Genomic DNA, 14,268 nt, shown 5'->3' on the forward strand with positions numbered 1-14,268 from the left:
CCTTGAGGAGGCTGACTCAGTTTTTCTTTAACCAGCCAGCAAACAGGCGGGTCACGATGGGCATCCAGAACCAGACCACCAGCGCAACCACGCAGGCATCATTGATCAGGTGCAGCAGCAGGCTCCCTTTGAGCGACGGCAACAGCATACCGGTGACCGCAGGCACCAGGTTGGTGCTGGGAAAAATCACCAGCAGGGTGATCAGAAATTGTTTCCAGCGCCGCGGCTGGCGCACGTTCGCCGTCGGCGGGGTAAACCAGAAGGCCGGCTCGGTCCGCACCTCCGTCCGATCGCCTTCCGTCAGCAGCGGCGCAATCTCTGCCACCAGCTGCCGACGGGTTTCCGACTGCGTCCAGGCGTAGAGGTGCTCCAGGGTATCGAAGCGGATTATGACGCTCCACAGATTCTGCCCTGCGGCGGGCCGGATCACATTCGCGCCGAGATGGCCGGGAAACTCGGCCGCAATGGGCATAATTTTACCGAGCCACTCCTCGTAGCGCTGGCCGTGTTGCGGATCGAGCAGATGGCTGATGACCAGGGTCACCGATTTTTGCTGCGCCATAGAGAGTTCCTTGCTTCAGGGGAATGGCGGGATTGTTCCCGCCATTAGCCACAGATGACCATACACAACATCATTCATGCTACGTCGAGGCGGCAAGCCGGCACGTCCCCCTGAGCGGAGATAAGTCAGCGACCGGGGACGGGTAAACGCAGCCGAAGATCAGGCAGCCTGAAGGATGAAGTGATTTACGCTTTACGCTCCGGCGCGCCATGCACCATGGTATAAGCGTAATCCACGCCCATCCCGTAGGCGCCGCTGTGTTCGCGTACGAGGTCCATCACCGCATCGTAGGTCGCTTTGCGCGACCAGTCGCGCTGGTACTCCAGCAGCACCTGTTGCCAGGTCACCGGCACCGCCCCCGCCTGCACCATCCGATCAATAGACCGCTCATGGGCGTCGACAGAGGTGCCGCCGGAGGTATCCGTCACCACATAGACCTCGTAGCCCGCCTCCAGCGCCATCAACGCCGGGAAGGTCAGGCAGACTTCGGTCCACAGGGCGGAAATCACCAGCTTTTTACGGCCGGTCGCTTTCACCGCCGCCACAAACGCGTCGTCTTCCCAGGAGTTCATTGAGGTACGTTCAATCGGCTTGACGTCAGGATGCACGGCCAATAATTCCGGCCAGATATAACCGCTGAAGCTTTTGGTCTCTACGGAGGTATAAATCACCGGCACATTAAAAATTTTGCCCGCTTTCGCCAGCGCCACGGTGTTATTTTTCAGGGTCTGGCGATCGATATTCGCCACGCCAAATGACATCTGCGGCTGGTGGTCAATAAAGATAAGTGCGGAATTAGTGGGATCGAGCAGTTCACGAATAGACATTAAATACCTTCTTAATCAATTAGTTAAAAAGATGACATGATGGTTAATGCGTCGTGTGGATCCTGACTGATAAAGCATGGTGAGTATAGCCAGTTATTTCTAACAAGTTATTAAAGTTTTTTTGTGGTTTATTTTTTTGCCCGTAGCAAGGATTTGCTCGCATCCGCATTAATCAAATTTTTACGCCAAACTGTTCTGATTTATTCACTGGCATTGATTATTGTGCTTAGGTACAACAAGGGAAAATAAATTAATGGATAGCTCCCCCATGCGTGTGAATTTTGATGTACTTATGATCCTTGATGCCCTGGACAGACACGGGTCCTTCGCCACCGCCGCGGAGTCGCTGTATAAAACCCCCGCCGCCCTGAGCTATATGATCCAGAAGCTGGAGAGCGATCTGGATATTGTGCTGTTGGATCGCTCTGGCCACCGGGCGAAGTTTACCGATACCGGCCGGCTGATGCTGGAGAAGGGACGGCAGCTGTTGAGCGCCGCCAGAGATCTGGAAAAGCAGGCGCAGCAGCTGAGCGCGGGCTGGGAGCGAGAGCTGGCGATCGCTCTCGATGCTTCGTTTCCCTTTTCTGCCCTGCTGCCGCTGATCGCCGAGTTTTATGCGCAAAATCCGCAGACGCGCCTGAACTTCAGTCATCACACCCTCGCCGGTTCGTGGGAAGAGCTGACCCACCATGGCGCGGATATTATCCTCGGCGCCATCAATGAGCCCCCGACCTCTGCAGAGTGGTCATGGCAAACCCTCGGCGCGCTGGATAACATTTTCGTGGTTGCCCCCGCCCACCCGCTGGCTCAGGCGAAGGAGCCACTGACCAATAAACAGCTCAGCCAACATCGGGCCATCGTGATCCGCGACAGCGCCCGTTATTGCCATCCGCTAAACAGCAATCTCCTCGACGAGCAGCCGCAAATCGGCGTCGATGATTTCGCCAGTAAAGTCGAACTGCTGTGCGCCGGGTTGGGCTGCGGCTTTCTGCCGCGCCATATCGCTCGCCCATGGCTGGAAAAAGGCAGTCTGGTGGAGAAAAGCGTCGCCTGCTGGCGGGAAAAAGATATCACCTACATGGCCTGGCGCAGCGGGAATGACGGGCTGGCTCAGCGCTGGTGGCGGGAGGCGCTCCTCCGCGGCGACCTGCTGAGCCAGCTCTACCGTTAACGGCCGGACCAGACGCTGGCGGAGATGGCCGGAAGGGTCAGCACCCCGTCCTGAAAGGCGCCGGCGCCTTCCAGCAGCGTCCACCCGGCCACGTTCAGCAGCGGCGAATCCTCGATAACCACCTCGCAGGCTTCCCCGCGGTTAATCGCCACCAGCACGCGCTGCTGTTTGTAGACCCGGACAAACACCACCACGTTATCCTCGGCGTAAATCACCTGACAGCCGCCGTAGCGCAGCGCCTGCTGGGCCTTACGCAGTTTCGCCATCCGCTGATACAGCGCCAGCAGTTGGGTATCCTGCAGCGCCGGATCCCACGGGAACGGTTTGCGGCAGAACGGATCGTTGTTGCCATCCACGCCCACCTCGTCGCCGTAGTAGATACACGGTACGCCCGGCCAGCTAAACAGCCACACCACCGCCAGCGGCAGGCGCGCTACGTCTTTACCAAGGAGAGATTTAAAGCGCGCCGTATCATGGCTGTCGAGCTGGTTGAACATCCGCAGCTGCTGCTGATGCGACAGCCCGGCGCGATAATTATCCATCCACGCCATACAGGTCTGGGCGTCTATCTTTTGCGGATCGTAGGAAATATCAGTATTGGCAAGGAAACCCCAGATTGGGAAGGTAAAGCCGCGATAGTTCATCGCCGCATCTTCGGCATCCGCCTGCAGCCATTGTCGCGCATCGCCAAAATGTTCGCCAAAGACAAAGGCTTCCGGCTGCGTTTGCTTCGCCGCCTGAGTGATGCCGGCGATATGCTGCAGGTTATTCCGCGCCCCGCCGCCTTCGCCCAGCATATGCACCACGTCCAGACGCCAGCCGTCCATGCTCCACGGCGCTTTCAGCCAGTGGCGTACGATACTGTCCTCGCCGGCATAGATCTCGTTGACCAGGCTGGTCGAGCGATAGTCGAGCTTCGGCAGACTGGCATAGCCCAGCCAGTTGTGCGCCTGCCCCTCCTCTGAGAAGGTAAACCAGTCGCGCCACGGAGAATCCGGGTAATGGCCGGCGCCGCCGCTGCCCTGCTGGTGTCGGTCGAACCAGGGATGGGAATCGCCGGTATGGTTGAACACCCCGTCGAGGATCATGCGCATCCCCGCCCGCTGGGTGTTGTGGCGCAGCCGGAGCAGCGCCGCGTCGCCGCCAAACTGCGGATCGACGCGCCGATAATCCTCGGTATCGTATTTATGCACGCTGGGGGCGGCGAAAACCGGGTTCAGATAGAGGGCGGTGACGCCGAGTTGCTTCAGGTAGGGAAGTTTTTCGCTGATGCCGTCGAGATCGCCGCCGTAGAACGTCGACCCGCCCGCCTCACCGGTTAGCGGTTCGTCCCATGCCTTGCGCACAATCTCCCGTCCCGCCGCGTGATGGTAATAGACCGCATCCCGGTCGGCGTCACGCGCGGCGCTGCGGGCAAAGCGATCGGGGAAAATCTGATAGAACACCTGATCGGCCACCCACTGCGGGCCGGCGTCCGGCAGGTCAATGGCAAACTGTTCCAGCCTGGCCGGCGGGAAACGGGTGAAACCTTGTGGCGTAAACCAGCGCTGATGGTCGGCCCACAGCAGCTTAAAGCTGTAGCGGCGGCGCGGCTGGCCGCTGGCGAGAGAGATTTCACCGCGCCATGCCACCACGCCTGGCTGCGGCGCCTGACGGAGCCGCTGCATCGGCAGCGACAGCTCTTCGTTATCCTCTTCCGCGCGCAGCGTGATCCGCTGCGGCAGCGACTCACCGCTTAACCACAGGGTAATAAACAGTCGGTCCTGTTGCACCTTGATAAAGGGTGCAACCGGAAGGTGCCATGCCTTCAACATCGTGAATCCTCATTGTGCAGAATGGGCACACCTTGCCATAGCCGTCAGGCGCAGAACTCATCATCACAGGATTTTTTGGGGGAGGATAACGGGGGAGGACGCGGGACTGCAAGCCGCCCCGGTCGCGTGATGCTGACCGGGGCGGTGCATTTACTGTGCCTGCGCCAGGCGGCGATCGCGACGGGTCTTAAAGACCCAGCCCAGCAGCAGCAGGCCGATCCACGCCATACCGACATACAGCGAGATACGGGTCTCCGGATGATAGCCGATCAGGGCGATAATAAAGGCCAGGAACACCAGGCCGACTACCGTGGTCACCACTCCGCCGGGCACTTTGAATTTCAGCGCCTTGACCTCTTCGGGCGACAGACGGCGGCGGAAGGCAATCTGGGACAACAGGATCATAATCCACACCCACACCGTGGCGAAGGTGGCCAGGGAGGCGATCACCAGGAAGACGTTTTCCGGCATGATGTAATTGAGATACACCGCAAACAATAGCGCAATAGTCATCACCATCACCGTCACCCACGGAATACCGCGGCGCGACGTTTTAGCGAACACCTTCGGCGCGCTGCCCTGCTCAGCCATACCGTGCAGCATACGGCCCACGCCGAACACGTCGGAGTTAATCGCCGACAGGGAGGCTGTCAGGACCACGAAGTTAAGAATACTGGCCGCGAAGGTAATGCCCAGATGCTGGAAGGTCAGGACAAAGGGGCTGCCGTCGGTTCCCACCTGATTCCACGGATAGATGGACATAATGACGAACAGTGTGCCGACGTAGAACACCAGAATACGCATCGGCACCGAGTTGATCGCGCGCGGAATGGATTTCTCCGGGTCTTTCGCCTCACCGGCGGTAATACCGATGATTTCGATGCCGCCGTAGGCGAACATCACCATCTGCAGCGACATCACCATCCCCAGCCAGCCGTTGCTGAAGAAGCCGCCGTTGCTCCACAGGTTATGAATGCCGGTCGGCTGGCCGCCGTTGCCGATCCCCCAGATAATAATGCCGAACCCGGCGAGGATCATGATGATAATGGTGGCCACTTTGAAGAACGAGAACCAGAACTCCAGCTCACCAAACACCTTGACGCTCATCAGGTTGACGGCGCAGATGATCAGTACCACGCTGAGCACCCAGATCCAGTGCGGCACCGTCGGGAACCAGACGCCCATGTAGATACCGAAGGCGGTGACGTCGGCGATGGCGACGATCAGGATTTCGAAGCAGTAGGTCCAGCCGGTGATATAGCCCGCCAGTCCGCCGAGGTTTTCCTGGGCATAGCGGGAAAATGAGCTGGCGGCAGGGTTATGCACCGACATCTCACCGAGCGCCCGCATAATGATATATGCCGCGACGCCACCGATAATGTAGGCCAACAGCACGCTGGGTCCGGCCATTTTAATGGCGTCGGCTGAGCCGTAAAAAAGCCCGGTGCCGATGGCGGAACCCAGGGCCATAAAGCGGATATGCCGGGTGCTTAGCCCGCGCTTAAGCTTGTTACTACTTTCCATCGTGGTTTTTCAATGCCGTTTAACACAAAAAATAAAAAACCACGGAACCCGAAGTCCCGTGGTTAAACGCTTTTCCTTAACGCCTGTTAATGGGCGCTGGAGGCCACCTGACGTCCGGCTGCACGATCCCAGATCACCGCGAGGAACACCATCACGGCGGTGGGCATCAGCCAGGCCAAGCCCTGCTCCGCCAGCGGCAGACGCGCGGTCCAGGCCGGCAGAATCGCGGCAAACGCCGATGACTTAATCCCGTCAATGATACCAAACATCAGACTGATAAACATGGCCGGCGCGATAACGCGGGACGAATTATGCCACCAACTGCGGGTAAAGCTTAATACAACCAGTGCAATACACGGCGGATAGATAGCGGTCAGCACCGGAATTGACACCTGAATCAGATGGCTCAGCCCCAGATTGGAGACCGCCATCGAGAACAGGCCAAGGATAAAGACCAGCGTGCGATAGGAGAACGGCAGATACTGGGCAAAGAACTCGGCGCAGGCGCAGGTCAGGCCCACCGCCGTCACCAGACAAGCGATGAAGATCAGCGCCGCCAGCAGGAAGCTGCCCGCCCCGCCGAAGGTGTGCTGCACGTAGGAGTGCAGAATGGCCGCGCCGTTGGCGGACTGGTCCACTAGAGTGGCGCTGTCAGAACCCAGACGGAACAACGCCAGGTACAGCAGCGTCAGGCCAACGCCTGCCATCAGGCCAGCCCAGACGGTGTAGCGGGTCAACAGACGCGCTTCGCTGACGCCGCGGGAGCGTGCCGCATTGACAATCACGATCCCGAACACCATCGCGCCGAGGGTATCCATGGTCAGGTAGCCGTTGACGAAGCCATTGGAGAATGGCGCCGTACGATACGCTTCCAGCGCGTCGCTGATCGGGCCCGCTGGCCAGATGATGGCCGCGACCGCCAGCACAATCAGGGCGATAATTTTCAGCGGCGCAAGGAAGTTACCCACGGTGTCCAGCAGTTTGCCCGGATAGAGGGAGACCAGAATCACCAGCGCGAAATAGATAACGCTGTAGATCAGCAGCGGCAGCGGGCCGTCGCCGGTCAGCGGCGCAATACCGACCTCAAAGGAGACGGTCGCGGTGCGCGGGGTCGCGAACAGCGGTCCCACCGCGAGATAACACACCACCGCCAGCAGGATACCCGCAACTTTACCAATCGGGGTGCTCAGGCTTTCAACGCCGCCGCCGACTTTCGCCAGCGCCACCACCGTCAGCACCGGCAGACCCACCGCAGTGATCAGGAAGCCGATCGCCGCTGTCCAGACGTGCTCGCCCGCCTGTAAGCCAACCATCGGAGGGAAAATTATGTTGCCTGCGCCAACAAACAACGCGAAGGTCATAAAGCCCAACGCTATGATGTCGCGAGATTTTAACTGATGGGTCATAAATTCATTACTGCCTGTGGATGTGGTGTTGTAAAAAATGGAAAAATACCGCGCTCCCCTCTCAGGGACGATACAGCGGCCATTGCCGGTAAACTCAGCGAGATATGCTCCCGAAGCGGCGTGGGAAAGAATTGTTTTTGGTATTACCACGCAAAAGCAGTCTGTCATCGACTGCGCAGGCGCAATTTAAACGCTTATAACGTTTTAAAGCAAGGCACGATCGCAAAAGCAGATGATTATGCTGGTTATCAGTTCCACACCAGAATCATTTACCATATTGATGGAAAACCCGTGGCTTATCATGCGAACAAAAAAGCAGCACACGTTCATTAAATAGGCGAGGAAAAAAGGGATGCCAACGAAAATGACCAGCCGGGGCTGGTCATTGGCAAGATAAGCTGACAGCACGCCGATCAGGCGTCGTTTCTGGCAATTAATCGTTCCGGGAGCAGGAAGCTAAAACGGGTTCCCTTGCCCACCGTGCTGTCGATCTCCAGCCGGCTGTCATGATGGTTGACCGCATGTTTGACGATCGCCAGTCCCAGGCCGCTGCCCCCCGTTTGCCGGGAGCGAGCTTTATCCACCCGATAAAAACGCTCGGTCAAACGGGGAATATGCTCTGGCGCAATGCCTGGCCCATTATCCTCGACGCTGAACAGCGCCCCCTGCGGGGTCCGCTGCCAGCTGACGCGAATTTCGGTCCCCGGCGGGGTGTGGTTCACCGCGTTATAGACCAGATTGGAAATGGCGCTGCGCAGTTGCTCCTCATTACCCAGCACCTTGAGCTGCTCGTCAACGGTGAAGATCAGCGTCTGTTTCTCCTGGCTGAGAGTTTGCGCCTCGCGCTCCACCACCCGCAGCATCATCGGCACGTCGATGCGGTCATTCATCGCCAGCGCCGGCGCGGCTTCAATGCGCGACAGCGTCAGCAACTGCTTCACCAGCCCTTCCATACGCTGAGTTTGCTCTCGCATGGTGTGCAGGGCTTTTTCCCGCGTCGCCCCCTCCAGTACCTGCTCCTGCATCATCTCCAGATAGCCCTGCAGCACCGTCAGCGGGGTGCGCAGTTCATGGCTGACGTTGGCGAAAAAGTTCCGCCGCGCCCCTTCCAGCTGATGCATCTGCGTCACGTCGCGCGCCACCATCAGCCACTGCTTGTCGGTGTAAGGCATCACGCGAATTTCCAGATGGCGAGCGTTATTCAGCACCAGGTTGAGTGGCTTAGAAAAATCACGCTGTTTCAGATAGTTGGCGAACTCGGGATAACGCAGGAGGTTGAGAATATTTTGGCCACTGTCGTCCGGCCAGCGCAGGTTTAAAATCTGCTGCGCCAGGCCATTACACCAGAAAATGGCCCCCTCTTCCGTGGTCAGTACAACCGCATCCGGCAGCGATTCCGCCCCGCTGCGAAAGCGTTTAATCAGGCTTCCCAGCTCGCGTCGACGCTTTTTATTACGCATCTGCATCTGATGCAGACCATACAGCAGCGGCTCCCAGCTGCCGCGTCCAGGCGGAGGAGTCATGCTCCGATCCACCCACAACCACCACGACAGGCGCATCAAATTCCAGAAATGCCAGATCAGCAAACCGGTCACTGCCGCCAGTAAAAACCACGGCAGATGACCCACAAACGCCCCCAGAATCAGGGCCGGAATACACGCTAAAAAGAGCTCCAGCGCCAGCCTTTTCCATGACAGCCGTTCCAGCACGGGTCACACTCCTGTCAAAATTCAGAAACGGGCGGAGAAACGATACCCCGTGCCGCGAACCGTTTGCACCATACGATCATGGCCACTGTGTTCCAGCGCTTTGCGCAGGCGGCGAATATGGACGTCCACCGTGCGGTCTTCCACATAGACGTTGGTTCCCCAGACGTGGTTCAGCAACTGCTCGCGGCTGTACACTCGCTCAGGATGGGTCATAAAGAAGTGCAATAATTTAAATTCCGTCGGCCCCATGTCCAGCGGACTGTCGCCGGTCATCACCCGATGCGACGAAGGGTCGAGGCTCAGACCCTGCATTTCGATCACCTCTTCCACCGCCATCGGCGAAATACGGCGCATCACCGCTTTGATCCGCGCCACCAGCTCTTTCGGTGAGAAAGGCTTGGTAATATAGTCGTCCGCGCCGGTCTCCAGGCCGCGAACACGATCCTCTTCTTCTCCACGCGCGGTCAGCATCACAACCGGGATATCCCGCGTCATCGCCTCGCGCTTGAGCAACTTAATAAACTGCAGCCCCGAACCACCCGGCAGCATCCAGTCAAGGAGAATCAAATCAGGCCAGGGTTCATTGAGTTGATTCACCGCGCTGTCATAATCTTCCGCCTCGACGGGCTGAAAGCCATTTTGCTCCAGAACAAAGCAGACCATTTCGCGGATTGGAGCTTCATCTTCAACGACCAGAATTCTTCTCGCCATTATTTACCCTGTGTTTTTTAGCCATCAGTATAGAAGTGCGGCGTCATTATGCGTCACTTTTGTGACAGATTTATGAAAAAAATGACGGTCTGATGATCGGGTAATTTGAAGCATGACGCGGACTTACCCCGCGCCGACAAATGATATACTGCCGCCCATGCTTTTTTCGCTAGGGAAGATTTATGCGCCTCCTTCACACCTCCGACTGGCATTTGGGCCAGAATTTTTACAGCAAAAGCCGCGCGGCAGAACACGACGCTTTTCTTACCTGGCTGCTGGCCCGCGCGCAGGAGCATGAAGTCGACGCCATTATCGTGGCTGGCGATATTTTTGATACCGGCTCGCCGCCGAGCTATGCCCGCGAGCTGTATAACCGTTTTGTCGTCCAGTTGCAGCAGACCGGCTGTCGCCTGGTGGTGCTGGCGGGCAATCACGATTCAGTGGCGATGCTCAATGAGTCCCGCGATATTCTCGCCTTTTTGCACACCACCGTGGTGGCGAACGCCGGCTACGCGCCCATTGAGCTGCCGTTGCGCGACGGCACCCCTGGCGCCATCTTTTGCCCGGTGCCGTTTTTACGCCCCCGCGAGCTGGTTACCAGTCAGGCCGGCCACTCCGGTCGGGAAAAACAGCAACAGCTACTGCAGGCCATCAGCGACTATTATCAGGAGCAGTATCAGCAGGCCTGCGCGCTGCGCGGCGATCGGCCGCTGCCCATCATTGCCAGCGGCCACCTGACCACCGTCGGCGCCAGCAAAAGCGATGCCGTCCGCGACATTTACATCGGCACGCTGGATGCCTTTCCGGCGCAACACTTCCCGCCTGCCGACTACATTGCGCTGGGCCATATTCATCGGGCGCAGGTGGTCGGTGGCTGCGAGCACATCCGCTACAGCGGCTCGCCGCTGCCGCTGAGCTTCGATGAAACCGGCAAAGCCAAATCGGTGCACCTGGTGAGTTTTAACGACGGGCGCCTCAGCGCCGTGGAAACCCTGGAGGTGCCCGTGACCCAGCCGCTGGCAGTGATCAAAGGCGATCTGGCCGCCATCACCGCCCAGCTGGAGCAGTGGCGCGGCGTCGAGCAGGACCCGCCGGTGTGGCTGGATATCGAAATCACCACCGAGGACTACCTGCACGATATTCAGCGTCATATTCAGGCGCTGACGGAGGATCTGCCGGTGGAAGTGTTGCTGGTACGCCGCAGCCGCGAGCAGCGCGAGAAAATATTGCTCAACGCCCAGCGGGAGACCCTCAGCGAACTGAAGGTGGAAGAGGTGTTCGAGCGCCGGCTGGCGCTGACCGAGGTTGACGATGACAAGCGCGCCCGGCTGCACGAGCTGTTCACCCATACGCTGCATACGCTCACCGCGGAGGACGAAAACGCATGAAAATCCTCAGTCTGCGTCTGAAAAACCTCAACTCCCTGAAGGGTGAATGGAAGATAGACTTTACCGCCGAGCCGTTCGTCAGCAACGGCCTGTTCGCCATTACCGGCGCCACCGGCGCCGGCAAAACCACCCTGCTCGATGCCATTTGCCTGGCGCTTTATCACGAGACGCCGCGCCTGAATAAAGTTTCCCAGTCGCAAAATGACCTGATGACCCGCGATACCGCCGAATGTCTGGCGGAGGTCGAGTTTGAAGTCAAAGGCACCGCCTACCGCGCTTTCTGGAGCCAGAACCGGGCACGCAACCAACCGGATGGCAATCTGCAGGCGCCCCGCGTCGAGCTGGCACGCTGCGCCGACGGCAAAATCCTCGCCGATAAGGTCTCGGACAAACTGGAGCAAACCGCGACGCTCACCGGGCTCGACTATGGCCGTTTCACCCGCTCGATGCTGCTTTCCCAGGGACAATTTGCCGCCTTCCTGAACGCGAAGCCGAGCGATCGCGCGGAGCTGCTGGAGGAGCTGACCGGCACGGAAATCTACGGCCAGATTTCGGCCATGGTCTACGAACAGCACAAAGCTGCTCGCCACGCGCTGGAGAAGTTCGAAGCCCAGGCGGCGGGCATCGTTCTGCTGACGGAAGCGCAGCAGCAGGCGCTGCAGGAAAGTTTGCAGGTACTCACTGACGAAGAAAAAACCCTGCTAACGCAGCAGCAAAACCAGCAACAGCAGCTTCAGTGGCTGACGCGCTGCGACGAGCTGGCGCAGCAGCACCAGCAGGCGGTTAGCCGGCAACAGCAGGCCCGCCAGGCGCTGACCGACGCCGCCCCGGCGCTGGCGAAGCTTGAGCTGGCCCAGCCGGCCGCCCAGCTGCGCCCCCTGTGGGAGCGTCAGCAGGAACAGGTGGCAGGTCTGGCGCAAACCCGGCAACGGATCAACGAAGTAAATGCTCGCTTACTTGCCTGCACCGCGCAGCGCGCGCGCATCCGCCGCAGCGCCCTGCACGCTCAGCAGCAGCGTCAGGCTGAACTGACGGACCTGGCGCAGTGGCTGGCGGCCCATGACCGATTCCGCTTATGGGGCCAGGAGATTGCCGGCTGGCGGGCACAATTCTCGCAACTGACGCGCGATAAACAGCAGTTAACGGCTCAGACCACCCGCCTGGCCGCGCTGCGCCAGAAACTAAGCGCTCTGCCGGCCAGCTCCCTGTCATTGTCCGCAGAGGAAGTCGCGGCGGCGATGGCGCAGCAAACGCAATCGCGGCCGCTGCGCCAGCGGCTGCTCTCCCTGCATGAACAGCATCAGCAGTTGCACAAACGCCTGCGGCAGAGCGCCGAGAACATCCAGCAGGCGCAAACGGAGCAGGCAAAACTCAATGCCACCCTGACGCAACGTCGGGAGCAATATAAAGACAAAAACCAGCACTATCTCGACCTGAAGGCGCTCTGCCAGCGGGAAGAAACGATTAAAGATCTGGAAGGTTACCGCACCCGGCTTGAGGCGGGGAAGCCCTGCCCGCTTTGCGGCTCCTGTGAACATCCGGCGATTGAGCAATACGCCTCGCTAACGGTCACGGATAATCAGCGCCGCCGCGATGCGCTGGAAAAAGAGGTCGCCGCGCTGAAAGAAGAAGGTCTGCTGGTCCTCGGGCAGGTCAACGCCCTGACGCAGCAGCTCCAGCGTGAGACCGAAGCGGCCCGGCGGCTCACAGAGGAAGAGCAAGCGCTCACTAAAGCGTGGCAGGAAACCTGCGCCTCGCTGCAGGTCACGCGGGATATTGCGCAAGAGATAAACGACTGGATGCAGGAGCAGGAGCGCTACGAGCAGCAGCTCTATCAGCTCAGCCAGCGTCTGATGTTACAGAGCCAGCTCAACGACCAGCAAGCGCTGGAGCGCCAGGCTCACCAGCAGCTGGAGACCACGCGCCAGGGGCTGGAGAACGCCCTGCAGACGCTGTCGCTCAGCCTGCCGGAAGAAGGCGCAGAAGCCGCCTGGCTGCACGCTCGCGAAAGCGAATTTGCCCGGTGGCAGGCGCAACAGACGCAGCATGGCGTGCTCCAGGAGCAGATCGCCGCCCTGAAACCGCTGCTCGATACGCTGCCGCCCGGCGATGAGGATGACGTGGAGGCTGAGCCGGTGATCCCGGACAACTGGCGTGAAATCCACGAGGAATGCCTGTCGCTGCACAGCCAGCTTGGCGCTCAACAGCAGCTGGAGACCGAAGAAACGGCGCGCGTGCATCAGTCACAGACGCAATTCACGACTGCCCTGGCCGCCAGCCGCTTCAACGATCGGGAGGCGTTCCTCGCCGCGCTGCTGGATGACGAGACCGCCCAGCGGCTGACGCAGTTAAAACAGTCGCTTGAGCAGCAGCTTCAGCAAGCGACGGTGCTCTGCGAGCAGGCGACTCAGCAGCAACAGGCGCATCTGGCGCTGCGGCCGCAAGGATCAGACGCGGACGGCCCCACCCTGCAAACGCAGCTGCACGCCCTGGCCCAGCGGCTGCGGGACAACACGACCCGTCAGGGTGAGATCCGCCAGCAGCTCAGGCAGGATAATGAAAGCCGCCAGCAGCAGCAGGCGCTGGGGCAGCAGATTGCAGAGGCGGCGCAGCTGGCGGACGACTGGGGCTATCTGAATTCGCTGATCGGCTCCAGCACCGGCGACCGGTTCCGCAAATTCGCCCAGGGGCTGACCCTCGATAATCTGGTCTGGCTGGCAAACCAGCAGCTCAACCGCCTGCATGGCCGCTATCTGCTGCAACGCAAGGCCAGCGAGGCGCTGGAGCTGGAGGTGGTCGATACCTGGCAGGCCGACGCCGTGCGCGACACCCGCACCCTCTCCGGCGGCGAAAGTTTTCTCGTCAGCCTGGCGCTGGCCCTGGCGCTGTCAGACCTGGTGAGCCATAAGACACGGATTGACTCCCTGTTTCTCGATGAAGGCTTTGGCACCCTCGACAGCGAAACGCTGGATACGGCGCTGGACGCCCTGGATGCCCTTAACGCCAGCGGCAAAATTATCGGGGTGATCAGCCACGTGGAGGCAATGAAGGAACGTATTCCGGTGCAGATCAAAGTGAAGAAGATAAATGGCCTGGGCTACAGTCGGCTGGACAGAGTGTTTGCGGTGGAGTGAGGTCTGAATTATTGCGATGTCC

At 59.5% G+C, this 14,268-nt stretch carries 11 protein-coding genes; 4 read left to right on the forward strand and 7 right to left on the reverse strand.

The window, feature by feature from the left end; all coding sequences use genetic code 11:
- Window positions 1-16: 16 nt before the first annotated feature.
- Window positions 17-562, reverse strand: a complete 546-nt coding sequence (locus tag AS136_RS15480) for an antibiotic biosynthesis monooxygenase (protein ID WP_008805362.1) — start codon at window positions 560-562, stop codon at window positions 17-19.
- A 185-nt stretch (window positions 563-747) separates the two neighbouring features.
- Window positions 748-1,389, reverse strand: coding sequence for a hydrolase (locus AS136_RS15485; protein ID WP_002890357.1), 642 nt, complete (start codon window positions 1,387-1,389; stop codon window positions 748-750).
- Window positions 1,390-1,657: 268 nt separating this feature from the next.
- Between AS136_RS15485 and AS136_RS15490 the strand changes: the two genes are divergently transcribed.
- Window positions 1,658-2,560 carry a LysR substrate-binding domain-containing protein gene (locus AS136_RS15490; protein ID WP_012968843.1) on the forward strand — a complete coding sequence of 301 codons (903 nt, stop codon included), beginning with the start codon at window positions 1,658-1,660 and terminating at the stop codon, window positions 2,558-2,560.
- Here AS136_RS15490 and malZ read toward each other — a convergent pair.
- The 3 genes from malZ to brnQ all read right to left on the reverse strand — a co-directional run bounded on the left by malZ (window position 2,557) and on the right by brnQ (window position 7,304).
- On the reverse strand, window positions 2,557-4,374 hold the full coding sequence (gene malZ, locus AS136_RS15495; RefSeq protein ID WP_023322135.1) for a maltodextrin glucosidase: 1,818 nt from the start codon (window positions 4,372-4,374) through the stop codon (window positions 2,557-2,559). The two genes, AS136_RS15490 and malZ, sit on opposite strands and share 4 nt — an antisense overlap.
- Window positions 4,375-4,524: 150 nt before the next feature.
- Complete coding sequence (gene proY / locus AS136_RS15500) at window positions 4,525-5,898, reverse strand: proline-specific permease ProY (protein ID WP_023322134.1); 1,374 nt, start codon at window positions 5,896-5,898, stop codon at window positions 4,525-4,527.
- 86 nt (window positions 5,899-5,984) lie between these two features.
- Entirely contained in the window at window positions 5,985-7,304 is a 1,320-nt protein-coding gene (gene brnQ / locus AS136_RS15505) for a branched-chain amino acid transporter carrier protein BrnQ (RefSeq protein WP_012542710.1), read from the reverse strand.
- On the opposite strand from brnQ, the gene AS136_RS28485 reads away from it, so the two are divergent.
- Entirely contained in the window at window positions 7,296-7,637 is a 342-nt protein-coding gene (locus AS136_RS28485; protein ID WP_158239531.1) for a hypothetical protein, read from the forward strand. The two genes, brnQ and AS136_RS28485, sit on opposite strands and share 9 nt — an antisense overlap.
- An 80-nt stretch (window positions 7,638-7,717) precedes the next feature.
- On the opposite strand, the gene phoR is transcribed toward AS136_RS28485, so the two are convergent.
- Entirely contained in the window at window positions 7,718-9,013 is a 1,296-nt protein-coding gene (gene phoR / locus AS136_RS15510) for a phosphate regulon sensor histidine kinase PhoR (RefSeq protein WP_012968845.1), read from the reverse strand.
- Window positions 9,014-9,034: 21 nt separating this feature from the next.
- Window positions 9,035-9,724 (reverse strand): phosphate response regulator transcription factor PhoB, encoded by a 690-nt coding sequence (gene phoB, locus AS136_RS15515; protein WP_002890343.1) that lies wholly within the window; start codon window positions 9,722-9,724, stop codon window positions 9,035-9,037.
- A gap of 182 nt (window positions 9,725-9,906) precedes the next feature.
- Here phoB and sbcD point away from each other — a divergent pair, with 182 nt between their 5' ends.
- Both sbcD and sbcC read left to right on the forward strand, forming a co-directional pair.
- Window positions 9,907-11,112, forward strand: coding sequence for an exonuclease subunit SbcD (gene sbcD, locus AS136_RS15520; RefSeq protein ID WP_023322133.1), 1,206 nt, complete (start codon window positions 9,907-9,909; stop codon window positions 11,110-11,112).
- Window positions 11,109-14,246 carry an exonuclease subunit SbcC gene (gene sbcC, locus AS136_RS15525; protein ID WP_023322132.1) on the forward strand — a complete coding sequence of 1,046 codons (3,138 nt, stop codon included), beginning with the start codon at window positions 11,109-11,111 and terminating at the stop codon, window positions 14,244-14,246. Before sbcD ends, sbcC begins: the two co-directional genes overlap by 4 nt.
- Window positions 14,247-14,268: the final 22 nt, after the last annotated feature.

Origin of the sequence: Klebsiella sp. D5A, from assembly GCF_001620885.1 — a bacterium.
Taxonomy (GTDB): Bacteria; Pseudomonadota; Gammaproteobacteria; order Enterobacterales; family Enterobacteriaceae; genus Klebsiella; species Klebsiella variicola.